Consider the following 17,327-nt stretch of genomic DNA (forward strand, 5'->3'; position numbering starts at 1 on the left):
TATGATAACATTAACCATAGAAGACCGCGACGGCAGCCGCCGCCCGGTTGAAATACCCGAAGATATTAACCTGAGCCTTATGGATGTTTTAAAAGCATCGGAGCATCATATACTTGCTACCTGCGGCGGTATGGCCCTTTGCGCCACCTGCCACGTACAGGTTGTAGAAGGACCGGAATCTTACTTTCACCCCACCGATACCGAGCTCGACTTGCTTGATACCTTACCCGACGCCGGTCCGGACAGTCGGCTGGCCTGTCAGCTGCGCATTAAAGAGGATATGGATGGGATGGTTTTCCGGATACGGGGAGAAGCGTAAATCTTCCGTTTGGGATTGGCGTTTTCCGGTTACTACAGAAAAATAAAGAGAGTAAAAACCCTCTTTATAATTAACTATTAACTGATCTTATCACCGGAATAAAGAACGCTAACTAACTATCCGGTATAACAGCCGCAAAGGTAGCACCAGCCAGTTTAAGAATATGTTAAGAAAAGGTAATGAATAACGTCTTATAAGGGTATGACAATTTGAAGATGCTTCCGACAGTCCTGATAAAAACGAATAAAAAAAGCCCAAAACAAACGCTTTGGGCTTTCTGCTTTAAACTCTCTGCCAATCAGGCTTTACTATCAAAACTGATACATTCCTTTAATTCCTTTTCGGTGTAAGCCATATTGTATTGTTTTAATACGTCGTCCGGTACGCCGTTCCATTGGTTTGGCGTATTGCCCATATAGCCAACATCCTTCACCCCTATTTCTGACGTATAAAAACCTGTAGCGGTAAGGTTGCGCATCAGGTTAAAAAATGATACGCCCTGGTGCATTTCGGGTTTCGCTTTCTTCGGCCAGGCTATCTCGTCCACCATTTCCATCTGCTGGGTATGGTTGCAATCCTTAAATGCCTTTTCATACCGCTTCAGGCATTGCATATCCAACCAGCGTAAACCGCCGCGCATGGGCACCTGGTGTTCGGGCATGTCTTTTACGATAAACTCAATAAACTCCGGAACTTTTGCATCAGATGCACTGCCGCTTACATCATCCTTTGGAATAATAATGTCCCCCAAAATGGTAATAGTGGCCATCTCGTTGTCCGTGAAAAATTTAGGCATTTCGCGCAGCTTTTTCGCCACTTCTTTTTCCTCGGCCATCCTGTCGGCCTGATCGGGCTCTTTGCCGCCGGCAGCAGCGCCCCCGGTTGTTTCTTTGGCAGGCTGTTTACAGGCTTCCACCAAAACCGATGTGGATATGCCGCCTACTACCAATGCTTTTAACGAATCTCTTCTGTTCATGATCCGGAGAATTAAATATTTTGTTTCTTCAATTGGTCAACTATATACTCTGATGCGCGCATGCTCAGAGCCAGTATGGTCCAGGTGATATTTTTATCCGCCTGCGATACAAACTGGCCGCCGTCCACACAAAACAGGTTTTTTACATCATGTGCCTGGCTGTATTTGTTCAACGGCGACTTTTTCGGGTCATTACCCATACGAACCGTACCTGCTTCGTGGATGATATTTCCCGGGTTATGCAACCCGTAATTATTGTGCGGACCATCATCGCCGCCCCATGTCACAACAGCACCCATGCTATGTAATATTTCTTTAAAGGTTTCCTTCATGTGCTTAGCCTGGTTAACCTCGTAATCGCTCCATTTCGTGTGGAATCGTAAAACTGGTATACCATATTTATCCACCACATCCGGGTCTATTTCACAATAACTGTCCTCACGCGCAATCCCCTCGCCACGGCCAGCCATTCCTACGTGTGCGCCAAAGAAATAACGATAATCCTCTTTCAGTGAAGCACCGTAACCGCCCGCCTCTTTTTGCTTGCCTTTGATCTTATAAGCACCGTTCAGATTCTCGATACCCCAGTTAAAACCGTATAAAGGCATACCAAAACCGCCGCCGTACTCAATATGGTAACCGCGCGGGAAATCGAGTTTATCCTTTTTATTATCAAGCCACCACGGTGTATACACGTGCATGCCGCCTACGCCATCCTCATTATAACGCTTCCTGTCGAACAATTCGGGGATAATTCCTCCCATATCCGCGCCGGTCGAATCGTGCAGGTATTTACCTACAACGCCGCTCGAGTTGGCGATACCATTGGGGAAGCGGGGCGATTTGGAGTTCAGCATCAACCTCGCACTTTCGGCTGCACTGGCTGCCAGTATTACGGTACGCCCGTAAACCTGGTATTCCTGCATGTCGGTTTTATCAACGTATGATACACCACTGGCCAATCCGTCGCGATTGGTTAATACCTCGCGGGCCATGGCATTTACCACCAGGTCAACGTTCCCGGTTTCAACCGCCGGTTTTACAAGCACCGATGACGATGAAAAATCGCCGTATATCTTACAGCTTCTGCCACACTGCGCGCAGTAAAAGCAGGCTTCACGCGTTTTATTTATTTTTTTGGTCAAGATAGATAACCGGGAAGGTATTACGGGTATGTTGACATGCCCCGCCGCCTTTTTTATAAAAAGCTCGTGCAAACGGGGTTTGGGCGGTGGCAGAAAAATACCATCCGGATCGTTATACAATCCTTCGTTGGTACCAAATACACCTATCAACTGATCGATCTTATCATAATAGGGCTTCACGTCCTCATATCCTATCGGCCAGTCATCCCCTAATCCATCTATGCTGTATCTTTTAAAATCATTTGGACCAAAACGTAACGATATACGCCCCCAGTGATTGGTACGTCCGCCCACCATACGGGCACGCCACCATTCCCAGTTACTGCCGTCCTTTTGGGTGTACGGCTCGCCGTCGATCTCCCATCCCCAGTAACAGCCGTCAAAATCGCCGAAGGGTCTGAACTTGGTACTTGCACCCCTGCGTGGCGAATCCCATGGGTTTTTTAACTGAGATGAATTTTCGCGCGGATCGTAATTCGGTCCGGCTTCAAGTAAACAAACCTTTAAACCTGCATTAGCAAGTACATACGCCGCCATGCCACCCCCTGCTCCCGAACCAACAATGATAGCGTCATACTTTTTGGATCGTTTCTTGATCTGTATATCGTCCATATTTTAGATTTTGAGAATTTACTGTTTATAAAGGATCAAAATGTAGTATCACAAATCTACATTTTGATTTGCGTTTTCAAAATTTCAAATCGAATCCTATTCTAATTGTTACCGTACACACCTTATTTAAACCATGCTGTTTCGCTTTACCAGGTAGGCTTTCAGGATATTATTGTACCCATCGTGAATATTGGCATCTACCAGATCAATATGGTATTGAGCGCATTTCAGCTCCAATTGATGCCGGTAATTATCCAAATTGGCTTTATAAGCGTCGCGTATTTTACCAGGATGTATTTTCAATTCCTCCCCGCTTTCAATATCTACAAAATGGTGCGGGCGGTTATCGAAATCAAAATCCACCTCCTTTTTCCGGTCGTTCACATTAAAGATCACCACCTCGTGCTTGTTGTATTTCAAATGCTGTATCGCGGCAAACAGGGCGTTCAGTTTTTCTTCGGTGTAATTATTTTCAAGCATATCGCTGAAAATAATGATCATTGAGCGTGTGTGTATCTCCTCGGCTACGTGGTGCAGCACATCGGTTATATTGGTTGTCGCGTTTGTTTTGGGCTGATTGTAAGCCTTCTCCAGTTCAGCATATAAATGAAACATATGCGACGATGTCGACCGGGCACGGCTCAGCATGTCTATCTTATCTGAAAACAGGCACAACCCAAACGCATCCCGTTGTCTTTTGAACAAGTACATTAGCGATGCTACGGCATAAACAGAAAATTGAAGCTTATTTAGCCCTTTTTCGGGAAAGTTCATGGACGATGAAGTATCCAGTAACAGGTAGCACCGCAGGTTAGTTTCTTCTTCAAATTGTTTTACAAACAGCTTATCTGTCCGGGCGAATAGTTTCCAGTCGATATTTTTAACCGATTCGCCATTGTTATATAACCGGTGCTCGGCAAATTCAACCGAAAACCCATGAAAAGGACTCTGATGTAAACCCGTAATGAAACCTTCCACCACCTGGCGGGCCAATAACTCAAGATTGGCCAGGTGACGTATGTCCTGTTCTTCCTGTAATGAAGGCATATCGCTAATGTAGGGTATGAGGGCTAAGATTACAAGGAAAAAACTTGATAAAGACGGTTTTATTATAAAGTGAAAGGATAAAGACTAATATTAAACAAAAAAGCCGATCCCGGATATCCGGGATCGGCTTCATTATGCTGATTGATTTAAATTTATGCTAACTGTTTGTCAAGCTTGCCTGCAAGTACAGATTTTGGAACAGCGCCGATCTGCTTGTCAACGATCTCACCTTTATTGAAGTACAATAAAGCCGGGATGTTGCGGATGCCGAACTTCATCGATATACCGGGGTTATTATCCACATTCACTTTGCCTACAACAGCCTTGCCGCTGTATTCCTTTGAGATTTCCTCAACTACCGGGCCCACCATGCGACACGGACCGCACCATTCTGCCCAAAAGTCAACTAAAACCGGTTTATCTGATTTAAGGACCAATTCCTCAAAGTTTGCATCAGTTATTTCTAAAGCCATATCTCTTAATTTTAAAATTTTTGCTTACAAATGTATACATTCAAATAGCTTGCCACAACTGCCTTCCTGACATTGTGACAATGCGATTATCCAACCCCGGTACCCTAACTTTTGGGTGACAATAAAAATAGTGTTTAAACGCATTAAACGGCAATTTAATTATTAACACCGCTTGCAGTTATGGCATGTTATCAACATCGGGCCTAACAAAAAGTCAGTCTTTTTTCCTGAATTCCAATAACTTAGCTTTAATGTATCGGATCAAATCATAATCGCTCGTCCTGCGCACCCACTCTGCTTTGGGATAATATTTGTCCATAAACAAGCTCACCGAATCGCCCTGTAATCGGGTCACCTTTGTTACCAGGCTGCGGTTAAACCGGGTATGAACATAGTCGGCCTCTTCGTCGAGCAATAACTCCTTTTTTAACTTATAGCTTGGGTCGTGCTTATGGGTAACGGCGCTTAACAGCGTTAGCAGATTGATGCTTACGAATGTAAACGGCACATCAGATGGCGGCGGAACAAAGGCGTCCGTTACTTTTTTAGGCTGATAATTGAAAATAGCAGCATAGTCTTTCCGCAGCGTAATAGAGTCTTTCTTATGGTTCCTTTCGGCTTTAACAGCCACTTCATTAAGCAGGATCGATACCTGCTTTAGCCTGACGATGATATTAGTTTGCTTCAGGTTTTTAATGGGATATAGGTACGTTTTATAGCCAATGGCAGATACCTTGACGGTATCCCCTATCCCGGAAACTGTTATGCTGAAATCGCCGTAATTATTACTGGAAACATGATTGCCCGAATGGGTGATGATAGTCGCTGTTAAGGGCTTACCCGTACTATCGGCCAGTACCCTGCCGTTGATCGTTTGAGCATTTGCACCGGCATAGAAAAATATTAACAGGACAGTTAACCATCGCATACCCTAAGTTAGCCTATTGACCAACTGGAGGATAATGGTTTAACATTATTTAACGGATGGGGCGTATAGCAGCAGATATTGAAATGTTACTTCTCTGCCTTTTAATTCAACATAGGCTGCACGTGCGTCAAATTGTGAATTTCTTCCAGCAGGTCGTCGCTTGGGTTTACCTTAAATGATTTGGAAGGCAATTCAACCAGTAGCGCTTCTTCAATATCCTTCACCATAAATCTTAAGGTGCAGTTCTTCACCGGGTATTTCTGGTTATTCGCCTCTACTATTTGTTGCAGGCTGTCCATAAGGTCGTTATTTACAGAATTTAGTTCCAGGCATACCGTCATCGATTTGGCCATTTTATCCCTGATCTCGGTAAGCAATACGATCGAATTGATCCGCATATCCCAGTTATCCTTTTGCCGGAATTTCTCCTCAATGCTCCCCCTCAATTGCAGAAAATAATCATTTACCAGCAAGTTCCTGAACTTAACATAATCATCGCCAAACAGGGCAAACTCGTACGAATCATTATAATCCTCCAGCACAAAGGTGCCGAACGGCTTCCCCGTTTTCGTCATTTTATGCTGAACGTTAGATACCAGCCCGCCCACACACAACTCTCCTTTTTTACGCAGCTCTGCAAATGCGGATTTAATATCATCACCACCCTCACCTGACCGCGCTTTTTGAATGGTGACCAAATCCGTCACGGTGCTATTACAATAGCGCTGCAGCTCCAGCTTATAATTATCAAGCGGGTGCCCGGTAAGGTATATACCGATGACATCCTTTTCGTATTTCAGTTTCTCTATCAATGGGAACTCTTCAGCCTCTGGCAGCGGAGGCTCTGGTATATAAGAGGCCACGCCACCACCAAACAACGACGCCTGCGAACTGCTTTGGGTATTTTGATAATCATTGGCGTATTTTATCATCCGCTCTATCCCGTTCAGCAGGCCGTTCTCCGTCTTGGCGAAAAACTGCGCGCGGTTATATTTAAATTCATCAAAGGCACCGCTGTAAACCAGGTTTTCGTACGATTTTTTGTTAACCGCCCGCACATTGGAACGCCTGGCGAAATCGTAGATACTTTCGTAAGGTCCATTCGCCACGCGTTCGTCTATAATGCTCTCTATTGCCTTTTCGCCTACACCTTTTACACCCGTCAAGCCAAAGCGCACCTCGCCTTTTTTGTTGACCGCAAAGGCCATATCCGATTCGTTAATATCCGGACCCAGAACGGGGACACCCATCCTGCGGCATTCCTCCATAAAGAAGGATATTTTATCGATACTATTTTGGTTATTCAATACCGCTGCCATGTATTCGGCAGGGTAATGCGCCTTAAGGTAAGCGGTTTGGTAAGCCACAAAGGCGTAACAGGTAGAATGGGATTTGTTGAACGCATATTGTGCAAAAGCCTTCCAGTCGTTCCAAATTTTGGTCAGTTTATCTTTTGGGTGCCCCTTCGCAGCGGCCCCATCCATAAACTGGGCCTCCATTTTGTTCAAAACTTCTATCTGCTTTTTACCCATGGCCTTACGCAGCACGTCGGCGTCGCCTTTACTAAAGCCGGCCAGCTTCTGCGATAAAAGCATCACCTGTTCCTGGTAAACCGTAATACCGTAGGTTTCGCCCAGGTATTCCTCCATATCGTCAAGGTCGAAGGTGATCGGCTCCAGCCCATGCTTACGCTTGATAAAGTTCGGGATATACTCGATCGGCCCCGGACGGTAGAGCGCGTTCATGGCTATAAGGTCTTCAAACTTATCCGGCTTCAGGTCACGCAGGTACATCTGCATACCATCACTTTCAAACTGGAACGTACCGTTGGTATCACCCTTTTGATAAAGCTCGAACGTCTTCTCGTCCTCAAGCGATATGTAATCTATGTCGATATCGACGCCATGATTTTGTTTGATGAGCCGCAGGGCATCTTTAATAATGGTCAGCGTCTTCAGGCCCAAAAAGTCCATCTTGATAACCCCGGCGTCTTCTATCACACGACCGTCGAATTGGGTAACCAGCAGGTCCGAATCCTTTGCTGTCGCGACAGGAACTATATTGGTCAGGTCATCCGGCGCAATAATGATACCGGCAGCGTGAACACCTGTGTTTCTTACAGAGCCTTCCAGTTTCTCCGCTTCGCGCAATACGATACCCTTTAATCCGGGATCATTATAAATTTCCTTCAGCTCAGGCACCTGGTCTATGGCGCCGCGCAGCGTGATGCCCAAAGTTTCAGGCACCAGTTTTTTTAGCGCGTTCACATCGGATAAGGGCATATCCAGCACGCGGCCCACATCCTGGATACTGGTGCGGGCAGCCATCGAACCGTAGGTGATGATCTGCGCTACCTGGTTCTTTCCGTATTTGTCAACTACATAATCGATCACCTTTTGCCTGCCGGCATCGTCAAAATCCGTATCAATATCGGGCATCGACTTACGGTCGGGGTTCAAAAACCTTTCGAACAGGAGGTTATATTTTATTGGGTCGATGTTGGTGATACCTATGCAATAAGCTACTACAGAACCAGCAGCCGAACCACGGCCCGGTCCAATAAATACCCCCATATCGCGGCCTGCTTTGATAAAGTCGGATACGATAAGGAAATACCCTGCAAACCCCATTGTTTTGATGGTGAACAGCTCGAAATTGATACGTTCCTCCACATCCGGTGTTATATCCCGGTAACGCTCCTTAGCTCCTAAAAACGTCAGGTGCTTCAGGTATTCCCACTGGTTTAGTGTATCGGCATCAGCTGTCTTGTGTATTTTAAATTCGTCGGGTATCACGAAGTTTGGCAGCATAATATCCCTTTTTAATTTCAGGACATCTATCTTATCCACTATCTCGTTTGTGTTATCCAGCGACTCAGGCAGATCGTGAAACAGCTTACCCATTTCGGCCTGGGTCTTAAAGTAGAACTGATCGTTGGGAAACCCGAAACGGTATCCCTTCCCGCCCTCTTCATCCGTTGCTATGGGCGTGCTTTGCATATCGCCGGTATTTACGCAAAGCAAAATGTCATGTGCGTTCGAGTCCTGCTGATCCACATAGTGCGAATCGTTTGAACAGATCATCTTTACATTATGCTTCCTGGCATACTTCTGCAAAGTGTTGTTGATAACATCCTGCTCGGGTATATCATGCCGCTGTAGTTCTATATAGTAATCTTCACCAAACAGGTCAAGCCACCACTTGAATTCATCTTCTGCTTCATCTTCCGTCTTTTTCAATATGGCCTGCGGAACGGATGCACCGATGCAGCAGGTAGTCGCGATCAACCCTTTGTGATATTTCAGGATAAGCTCTTTATCTATCCTCGGCCATTTGCTGTATAGCCCTTCGATATAACCCAACGAGCATAGTTTTACAAGATTGCGGTATCCTTCGGCATTTTTTGCCAGCAACAGCTGGTGATAGCGGACATCTTTTTTTTCCTTGGTGAATTGTTTTTTATGGCGATCATCAACCACGTAAAACTCGCAGCCGACAATGGGTTTGATGTTGTGTTTGCCAGCCTCCGCAACAAACTTGAATACACCGAACATATTTCCATGATCCGTAATGGCCAGGGCCTTCATGCCATCGGCAGCCGCTTTTTTGTACAGCTTGGATATATCGGCGGCCCCGTCTAAAAGCGAGAACTGGGTATGTACGTGTAAGTGCGAAAAATCTGGCATAACTAATCTGGATCAACTTTCCCTGTGGATTACAAATCTAAAAAAACGGGTGAAATTAAGCAGTATATTTAATCCACATTTGCGCCGATGTTAACATTTCAGCCTTCATGAAACCAAGCTTACTTGCCTTTCTTTTAATTACCATATTGCTATTAAATTTCGCATGCAAACCTTCGTTTCCGCCTTCGAATAGAATGTTTGTTATACAGCCGTTCGATGCATTTCCCGCCGATCAAGCTAATCTTATCTTTGAGAAACTCCGGAAGATCAATACTAAAACTTTGCTGAGAAAAACTATTCCATTACCCCGCATTCGCATTTTACGCTCCGCGAAACCGCTACCGGGCCGACTCGCTCATCAACTATCTAAGTCGTCCTGGCGTCGCCGATACTGTCGTAATTGGTTTGACCGATAAAGATATCAGCACCAGAAAAGGCAGCATTAATGACTGGGGTATTATGGGTCTTGGATTTCAACCCGGGAATGCTTGTGTAATATCGACGTTTCGGTTGTCAAAAGAACGACGCATGGACCAATTCTATAAACTTGCTTTGCACGAATTGGGACACACTCAAGGCCTGCCGCATTGTAATAAAAGAACATGTTTAATGCGCGATGCTGAAGGTGGCAATCATTTGGATGAGGAAACAGGCTTTTGCGAATCGTGCCGTTCATTTCTAAAAAGTAAGGGCTGGCTGTTAAAATAATCCTATTATTGCCCCATGACAACCACTGTTCCCCTGCACATAATCGACCTTCACGAGGATGGCTTCCATCCGCTGGTGGAGGTTTCCATTTTTGGCAAGTCATTTACCCTTGTGTTGGATACCGGGGCCTCAAAAACTGCCTTTGATCATGGCGCCTTATTAAACGAAGACGCGAAATTGGAAGTAAGCGACAGGCTTTCAACCGGGTTGGGCACCAATGATATGGTATCGTCCACCGCCATCATCAGCGACATGCAAATCGGCGAATTACATATCGATGAATTTGAAGTGGCTGTACTCGACCTCTCCACCATCAATATTGCATACCGCCAATTAAACCACCCCGAGGTATTAGGCGTTTTGGGTGGCGATATCCTGATGAAATACAGAGCCGTAATAGATTATGGCGTAGGAACATTAACGCTCGCACATATCTGATAACTAAAAGGGCCCCATCCTTTTATTTTGGACGGGGCCTTTTCAATATATATCCCCTTAAGGGCGGGGATTGATTGTAAAACGCCTGCAAAGGCAATTAATTATAACTTCACAAATTTCGCTTCGCCAACCAGGGTCCTGTCTTTGCTATTCAGCACACGCACCAGGTAAGTTCCCGTCAGCAGCCCGCTTATGTTCGACTGCCAGTCGGCCCCGGACGAAAGCACCTGCCGTACAATTACACCTGAACTGTTGGTCACCAGGATATTATACTTGTCAATATCCCTGGTTTTGGTGACGATGCACAAGTTGATGGAATTTTTGGCCGGGTTTGGGTAAACGCAAACTACCCGGTTATCACGGTTTATAATATCTACTTTTTGTGTTTGCGACCAGGTAACATTGTTGTCAATATCAACCTGCTTCAGGCGGTAAAGATTTGTGCCGTATGAAGGATCTTTATCCAGGTAACTGTAATCACCTGCATCAGTTGACTTGAACCCTGTCAATACGTTAAAGGTTTTGCCGTTATCGGTACTTCTTTCAACCGTAAACCGCGTATAATCAGCCTCGTTTTTTGTTTTCCATCGTAATTGCACCCGTGGTACAATGCCAGTTCTTTGAGCGTCAAAGCTCAACAATTTACATTGTTTATTGGGGTCCTCGCTTATTACAAGGCTAAAGCGGCCCGCTCCAAAAGTGGTCGTATCCACAGTATTGATGGCAAAGCTATAAGTATTGGTTTTTCGCAGGTCGACGGAGTCCCTGGTATAGGCGTCCTTCAGCGCTATGGTATATAACTGTGTGATGCCCTGAATACTTTTCAATATTAAATTGTAATTACCACTTGCCGTGGCCGAAACCTTCAATGGTATAATTCGTTTTTTTGACCAGGGCATCTGGTTAATACCCAAGGGCACCTGGTCGCTCGACATGCTTGCCAAACTAACCTTACCTGTCCCGTTTCTGTAGCGTGCATCCTCCATCAAATTATATTGTGGCTTCGTATTGAAGCTAAAGCTGATAAGTGTTTCGTCGGTATTTACCGAATCTGCCGCAATCTGCAAACGTATAGACTGTTTTTTATTTTCGACAGGTGGTTTTTTAGCCATAAATAAACTGATGGCTGCCGGTTGAGTATTCGTTTTTGATGCTTCGGTAAAAGTAAGCGTATTGGTGCCGCCGGGACTTGCCTGCACAAAAAACCCAACCCCGCTGGGGATAATATTGGTTGCATTATTGGTGCCGCCCACCCCGGGGGCGTAGTACCCGTAGTTGCCGCTTGAGGTTTGCCCAGTCGGATTCATAAGGGCAATGATTGGCGAGATGCCTGGCCCGTATATCGGCGCTGTCGCTGTCGAATCGCTAAATGTGTCCCAATCAATTGAACTTGCGTAAGGATTACCCACTAGATTAAACCCCTCTATGGCTGCATTGCCTGATGTTGCAGAATAAAGCAGTTCGGGCGTCCCTGTATACCAATGGCTCACTGTTATTGTCCCCTGGTTCAAAATACCCTTCGCGTTCAGGGTATCATCGGTAGCAGCCGCGCCGGGGGTTGTAAGCTGCGTCAATGTTTTTTGATTCCTGCTTCCCCTGAAATAAAACAGGTACCCATTGCCGACCGGCAGACTATACCCGGCACCGTCAACGTCCATAGTGTAATTCGGGCTCGCGCTCAGATCAGCTATCCCCCTGAAGTTCCCTCCCGTAAAGGTCGAGTTATTCGGCACCAGGTTCTCACGGAAAAGATAAAGGGTAGGATTGCCCGCTTTATCAAAATTACCGGCCGTTCCGGCTGTTCCGGTCAGGTAGGTGTTATCAAGTAAATAATTTACACTGTAAACTTTGTTGCCGTGGCTGTCGGTTGCAGCATCGCCCATGGCGGTTGTATCCGTTACCGGCGATGAAACCAGGCGGTACGACCGGTAGGCATTTACGTACCGCTGCACATCAACAACACCGTTTATGGCGCAATCGGCGGGAATAGCTGCAACAGTTGCAGAACTACCGGCGTCAGAATTCAATGTCAATTTGCCATTCGCATTTAGCTGCGAAAAATTGCTCATGGTTAATACACCCTGGCTCGATATGTGAAAGCTACCCGTATTCATATCATAAATGCCCCCGCCGGCAAACGCAAGGTTGGTAAACAACTGCGGGGCGACGGTAGTAAGTGCTTCCTCGGCTCCCGAATTAAAAGTGACAGTAGCTGTGCCGAAATTTGACGTGCCGGCATTATTAAACGACGCACTGATAAACACAGGCCGCGTACCCGCATTAAAAGTGGACCCTGTACCAGTAGTATAGTTGCCGCCGACAAGTAACGCACAGTTATTGGTGGCAAAATCAACTACTTCAGTACCCGACGCCAAAGTAAAATTACCCGAGATGATCAATGTCCCCGTTGGCGAATCAGCATGCACGATCTTCGTGCCCGAGCCGGAAAAACCCAGGTTTTGATAAACTACAAAATCACTAAGCGGATCATTATCAACATAATTATCAACCGTCGAGCCGCTTACATTATTATATACTTCCTGGTTGGTGGTACCCGTATAGTTTACCGTCGAAGTCCCGCTACCGCCGGCTTGAACTACGTTGTAAAAATCAAATTTATTACCGACGTTCCCGCTTTGGCAATTCAAAGCCTGCGCATTTTGCAGGTTAAGCACCGGGCTGTCACTATTATTGAATAAGTCGATGGAAAATATTGAAGCCGGCTGGAACAAACCGGTAAAACTGGTTGCGCCTGCATCTGTCAATTTTATCTGGCCTCCAATCGTTAGCGTGCCTTGCGCCAGCGAAAATTGCGCATCATTATTGCTTAATATCTGTGTATTACCGGCATCATCGCGGCTTTGTGTGTTGATGCTTAGGTCGCCAGTAATATTCATCGTTATCGTCGAACCGCCTGCGGCCGATCCCAGCATAACTTTTGTAACATTAACAACACCATCGGCGGTTGGGGCGGTATTGTCGCCCACGGCAACGCTGCCGCAATTAATAGTGCCATCGCCTTGGATATAGGTTTGTATAGCATTTACCACGCTGGTATTACCCGAGTTGAGTACCCCCGCTGTAGTGTGCTTTTGAAGCACCTGGCCTGTAACCGTTAAAACAGATCCCGAATTAATCGTCAAACTATTGGTAGTTGTGCTTGCACCGGTGATCAGCCTATCGCCAAAAGTTAGGGAAGCGATAAGGTTGGGAAGCGTTGCCGAGATTACCGGCGCATTGGTATAGTCATTATTCACGCCAATATTTACCTGGTCGGTCGATTGCGCGTCACCGGGGTAGTCCGGGGCCGGGCCGCCGCTTACCTGCCAGTTGGCTGCGTCAGCCCAATTGCTACTAACGGCGCCGGTCCAGTCATAAACGGTTGTTGTTGCCGAAGTAACGGTTAAGGTTTGCGTCACATCAGGAGCGGCCAGGTAATGGCTATCTCCCGATTGCGAGGCAGTAATTGTTGCTGACCCTACGCCAACGATATGAATTTTGCCGGCAACAATGGTCGCCACTGCGGGGTTGCTACTTGTATAGGTTACAGTTAAGCCCGAAGTAGCCGTGGCACCTGGGTCGAAGTCGGGAGTGCCCAAAGCTTTCGCACTAAGACTAAAATTAATGCTTTGTGTAAAACAAACAAGGTCTTTATATAGCTGGAAATTTATGAATGTGTTATAAACAATGCGATGCCCTTCATCCGTGTAGTGAATACCATCGCCGTAGCCTATTGCAGGATTGATCTCAAAATTTGATGACGATACACTTAGCAGCGTAAGGAAATTATTGACGATCGGCGTATTGTAGGTAGAATTCGACGGGTATTGCGTGCTTAAAAGGCCATTGAACGTTCCAAGGTTTGCCTGCTGCGCCGGCGTTAAACCGCCCGACGACAAGCATACGCTGGCGCCGTCGAATGCTGTGCTGCACCCCGCATCGGTGGCAAGGTTACGGGGTTGTGTACCTGTTAAAATAAAGGGAACGCCCGCTGCCGTTAAAGCATTAGTTATAGTAGTGTAATTGGCCAAAACCTCCGAGTTTGCATACCCGTTTCTTACATCGTTAGTGGGCAAGCTAATGATCACGAAAGTGGGATTTAAGCTAAGGGCCTTGGTTACGTTATATGAAGGATTTGATGGATACCCGTCTGCGGCATACGGGGCACCGGTCGGCAAGCAATCAAAAGTTGTATTTCCGGGGAAAGCTATGTCAATGACCGTGTCGCCGCGGCTATAAAAATGGAGGTCTTTTTGCAACCGGTAAACCCAGGCAGAATCCTGGACAGATGATTTCCAGCCATAGGCGCTTGACGACCCCATCACCACTATGGTACGTTTGGAGGTATTAGTCAACTGGGCGTATCCGTTTTGGACCAAAGAAGTAAGAGCAATAAAAAGCGGAATAAATATCCTTTTTATTGATATCATGTGTTCATGTTTAGATCGGCAGAAGTTAATACAGAATTATTGAATAAGGAGATAGGTGAATCTATTTTCAATATTAATTATTTCTGTATTTTAACTTATCATGCTGTAAATGTATAACTTATAGTTTAAACAAACAAATGCGAAGTTAACTTCTTGTCGTTATTCAGCGTATTTATTACACTATTCGATTTACTAATACTATGCCAAAAAGTAGTATCCTATCGACCCTTATCCGTCGGAACATTGTATAACCTCCTGCATATCATAGCCGTGCCCGTTTCATATCAACCGCATTTTTTATAACAAAAGCCCCATTCGCTTTTAACGAACGAGGCCTTAAAAATCCATGATCAGGGAATTAATTACACATCAATACGCGCATATTTTGCATTTTTCTCTATGAATTCCCGTCGCGGTGCTACTTCGTCACCCATCAGCATCGAGAAGGTATGATCACATTCGGCAGCGTTTTCAATGCTCACACGGCGTAAAGTACGCGTTTCAGGATTCATTGTTGTTTCCCATAACTGTTCCGCATTCATTTCTCCCAAACCTTTATAGCGCTGCGTATGAACACTGTCTTCCTTTCCGGCGCCCTTAAGTCGCTGTATAGCGGCTTCACGCTGGGCCTCGGTCCAGCAATATTCCTGTTCCTTGCCTTTTTTAACCAGATAAAGCGGTGGAGTGGCAATGTATACGTACCCGAATTCCACCAGTTCCTTCATATAGCGGAAGAAAAACGTAAGGATCAACGTGGTAATGTGCGACCCGTCGACATCGGCATCGGTCATGATAACGATCTTATGATACCGCAGTTTACTCAGGTTAAGTTCCTTGTCATCTTCTGCGGTGCCAATACTTACGCCCAGGCCGGTGAACATGTTCTTTATCTCTTCGTTCTCATATATCTTGTGCTCCATGGCCTTTTCCACGTTCAGTATCTTACCCCTCAATGGTAAAATAGCCTGGTATTCGCGGTTGCGCCCCTGCTTGGCAGTACCACCTGCTGAGTCCCCTTCGACAAGGAATAGTTCGCAAAGTGTCGGATCGCCATTGGCGCAATCGGCAAGCTTACCCGGCAAGCCCGATCCGCTCATCACGTTCTTGCGTTGCACCATTTCGCGGGCCTTGCGGGCTGCGGCACGTGCTGTTGCCGCCAATATCACCTTGTTTACTATCATTCGCGCTTCCCTGGGATTCTCCTCCAGGTAGGCCGATAATATGTCGCCTACGGCCACATTTACAGCGCCGCTTACTTCACTGTTGCCCAGCTTGGTTTTGGTCTGTCCCTCAAATTGGGGTTCGGCTACTTTAACAGAGATCACCGCCGTCAAACCTTCGCGAAAGTCGTCGCCAGTTATATCAACTTTAACATTCTTCAGTAAACCCGACTTATCGGCATAACTCTTCAGCGTACGGGTCAACCCCATCCTGAAACCGGCTACGTGGGTTCCTCCTTCAATGGTATTGATATTATTTACGTACGAGTGTACATTCTCCGAATAAGTGTCGTTATACTGCAAAGCAAGCTCAACAGGTATACCCTGTTTCATCCCCTCTACATATATAGGTTCCGGGATCAACGCGGTCCGGGTACCATCAAGATATTTAACAAACTCCTTTAACCCGCCTTCAGAGAAAAAAACTTCTGAAAGATACTGGCCATCCTCGCCGGTTGTTCGCTCGTCGGTCAGCGTCAGCTTGATACCCTTGTTAAGAAATGCCAGCTCGCGCAAACGGGTTGCCAGCGTTTCGTATTTATATTCTAATGTTTGGGTAAATATTTCCGGGTCGGGCTGGAAAGTTTGAATAGTTCCGGTCCGGTCCGAAACCCCTATCGTTTTTACATCGAACAGGGGCTTGCCGCGCTCGTATTCCTGGGTAAATATTTTACCCTCACGATGAACCACTGTTTTAACATGGGTTGAAAGCGCGTTAACACATGATACGCCTACACCGTGCAAACCGCCCGAAACTTTGTAGGTATCCTTGTCAAATTTACCACCGGCATGCAGCACGGTCATTACGATTTCCAATGCCGATTTCTGCTCCTTAGTGTTTATACCTGTCGGTATACCACGCCCGTTGTCTTCAACAGTTATCGAATTGCCTTTGTGTATAAATACGTTGATGGTATCGCAATACCCGGCAAGCGCCTCGTCTATCGAGTTATCTACTACTTCATATACCAAATGGTGAAGGCCTTTTGCGCCGGTATCACCTATATACATCGAAGGGCGTTTTCTTACCGCTTCAAGCCCTTCTAAAACCTGGATATTATCCGCTGAATAATTGGATCTGTCTTTATTTTCTTCGCTCATATTTAGATAAAAAGATCGCTCCTTTTCTAAGGAGTCTTAACATACAAAAGTACGAAATCTAAGCCGGATTCGGGGCGTTCTGTGGATAAATATGTGTGATGTTCAAATGTGCTGATAATGGGTGTGCGGGATGCTTAGATAGCGTAGCTGCGACAATTTTGAAACCACGGCTGTACGTTTCGCCGCTTTGCCTTTCGCATATTTACACATCCGTTAGGATACTTGTTCCGAAAGTTTATCTTTG

Annotated in this window: 11 protein-coding genes; 3 read left to right on the forward strand and 8 right to left on the reverse strand. The window is 45.9% G+C overall.

The window, feature by feature from the left end:
• The first annotated feature begins 1 nt into the window (after nt 1).
• Nucleotides 2-319 carry a 2Fe-2S iron-sulfur cluster-binding protein gene (locus FRZ54_RS21630; protein WP_147033893.1) on the forward strand — a complete coding sequence of 106 codons (318 nt, stop codon included), beginning with the start codon at nt 2-4 and terminating at the stop codon, nt 317-319.
• A 298-nt stretch (nt 320-617) separates the two neighbouring features.
• Here FRZ54_RS21630 and FRZ54_RS21635 read toward each other — a convergent pair whose 3' ends face one another.
• From FRZ54_RS21635 to dnaE, 6 genes are all read right to left on the reverse strand, one after another.
• Nucleotides 618-1,295, reverse strand: coding sequence for a gluconate 2-dehydrogenase subunit 3 family protein (locus FRZ54_RS21635; RefSeq protein WP_147033894.1), 678 nt, complete (start codon nt 1,293-1,295; stop codon nt 618-620).
• Between the two features lie 11 nt (nt 1,296-1,306).
• The gene (locus FRZ54_RS21640) at nt 1,307-3,052 is read right to left on the reverse strand and encodes a GMC family oxidoreductase (RefSeq protein WP_147033895.1); all 1,746 of its coding nucleotides are present in this window, start codon (nt 3,050-3,052) and stop codon (nt 1,307-1,309) included.
• Nucleotides 3,053-3,178: 126 nt separating this feature from the next.
• Nucleotides 3,179-4,099: a DUF58 domain-containing protein gene (locus FRZ54_RS21645; RefSeq protein ID WP_147033896.1), complete on the reverse strand. Its 921-nt coding sequence runs from the start codon at nt 4,097-4,099 to the stop codon at nt 3,179-3,181.
• A gap of 152 nt (nt 4,100-4,251) precedes the next feature.
• Nucleotides 4,252-4,572 carry a thioredoxin gene (gene trxA, locus FRZ54_RS21650; protein ID WP_147033897.1) on the reverse strand — a complete coding sequence of 107 codons (321 nt, stop codon included), beginning with the start codon at nt 4,570-4,572 and terminating at the stop codon, nt 4,252-4,254.
• Between the two features lie 214 nt (nt 4,573-4,786).
• On the reverse strand, nt 4,787-5,500 hold the full coding sequence (locus FRZ54_RS21655) for a carboxypeptidase-like regulatory domain-containing protein (RefSeq protein WP_147033898.1): 714 nt from the start codon (nt 5,498-5,500) through the stop codon (nt 4,787-4,789).
• Nucleotides 5,501-5,601: 101 nt separating this feature from the next.
• Nucleotides 5,602-9,186 carry a DNA polymerase III subunit alpha gene (dnaE, locus tag FRZ54_RS21660; protein WP_147033899.1) on the reverse strand — a complete coding sequence of 1,195 codons (3,585 nt, stop codon included), beginning with the start codon at nt 9,184-9,186 and terminating at the stop codon, nt 5,602-5,604.
• A gap of 357 nt (nt 9,187-9,543) precedes the next feature.
• Here dnaE and FRZ54_RS21665 point away from each other — a divergent pair, with 357 nt between their 5' ends.
• On the forward strand, nt 9,544-9,894 hold the full coding sequence (locus tag FRZ54_RS21665; RefSeq protein WP_147033900.1) for a hypothetical protein: 351 nt from the start codon (nt 9,544-9,546) through the stop codon (nt 9,892-9,894).
• A gap of 15 nt (nt 9,895-9,909) precedes the next feature.
• On the forward strand, nt 9,910-10,332 hold the full coding sequence (locus FRZ54_RS21670) for an aspartyl protease family protein (RefSeq protein ID WP_147033901.1): 423 nt from the start codon (nt 9,910-9,912) through the stop codon (nt 10,330-10,332).
• A gap of 101 nt (nt 10,333-10,433) precedes the next feature.
• Here FRZ54_RS21670 and FRZ54_RS21675 read toward each other — a convergent pair whose 3' ends face one another.
• Nucleotides 10,434-14,762, reverse strand: coding sequence for a T9SS type A sorting domain-containing protein (locus FRZ54_RS21675; protein ID WP_147033902.1), 4,329 nt, complete (start codon nt 14,760-14,762; stop codon nt 10,434-10,436).
• A 362-nt stretch (nt 14,763-15,124) separates the two neighbouring features.
• Nucleotides 15,125-17,083, reverse strand: coding sequence for a DNA topoisomerase (ATP-hydrolyzing) subunit B (gene gyrB, locus FRZ54_RS21680; protein ID WP_147033903.1), 1,959 nt, complete (start codon nt 17,081-17,083; stop codon nt 15,125-15,127).
• Nucleotides 17,084-17,327: the final 244 nt, after the last annotated feature.

It is taken from the genome of Mucilaginibacter ginsenosidivorans (genome assembly GCF_007971025.1).
GTDB classification, from domain to species: domain Bacteria; phylum Bacteroidota; class Bacteroidia; order Sphingobacteriales; family Sphingobacteriaceae; genus Mucilaginibacter; species Mucilaginibacter ginsenosidivorans.

Bases quoted from the DNA above. Each gene is read 5' to 3' on its own strand.
- FRZ54_RS21635 (WP_147033894.1), bottom strand. From the start codon at position 1,295: ATGAACAGAAGAGATTCGTTAAAAGCATTGGTAGTAGGCGGCATATCC.
- gyrB (WP_147033903.1), bottom strand. From the start codon at position 17,083: ATGAGCGAAGAAAATAAAGACAGATCCAATTATTCAGCGGATAATATC.
- dnaE (WP_147033899.1), bottom strand. From the start codon at position 9,186: ATGCCAGATTTTTCGCACTTACACGTACATACCCAGTTCTCGCTTTTA.
- FRZ54_RS21655 (WP_147033898.1), bottom strand. From the start codon at position 5,500: ATGCGATGGTTAACTGTCCTGTTAATATTTTTCTATGCCGGTGCAAAT.
- FRZ54_RS21630 (WP_147033893.1), top strand. From the start codon at position 2: ATGATAACATTAACCATAGAAGACCGCGACGGCAGCCGCCGCCCGGTT.
- FRZ54_RS21640 (WP_147033895.1), bottom strand. From the start codon at position 3,052: ATGGACGATATACAGATCAAGAAACGATCCAAAAAGTATGACGCTATC.
- FRZ54_RS21645 (WP_147033896.1), bottom strand. From the start codon at position 4,099: ATGCCTTCATTACAGGAAGAACAGGACATACGTCACCTGGCCAATCTT.
- trxA (WP_147033897.1), bottom strand. From the start codon at position 4,572: ATGGCTTTAGAAATAACTGATGCAAACTTTGAGGAATTGGTCCTTAAA.
- FRZ54_RS21670 (WP_147033901.1), top strand. From the start codon at position 9,910: ATGACAACCACTGTTCCCCTGCACATAATCGACCTTCACGAGGATGGC.
- FRZ54_RS21675 (WP_147033902.1), bottom strand. From the start codon at position 14,762: ATGATATCAATAAAAAGGATATTTATTCCGCTTTTTATTGCTCTTACT.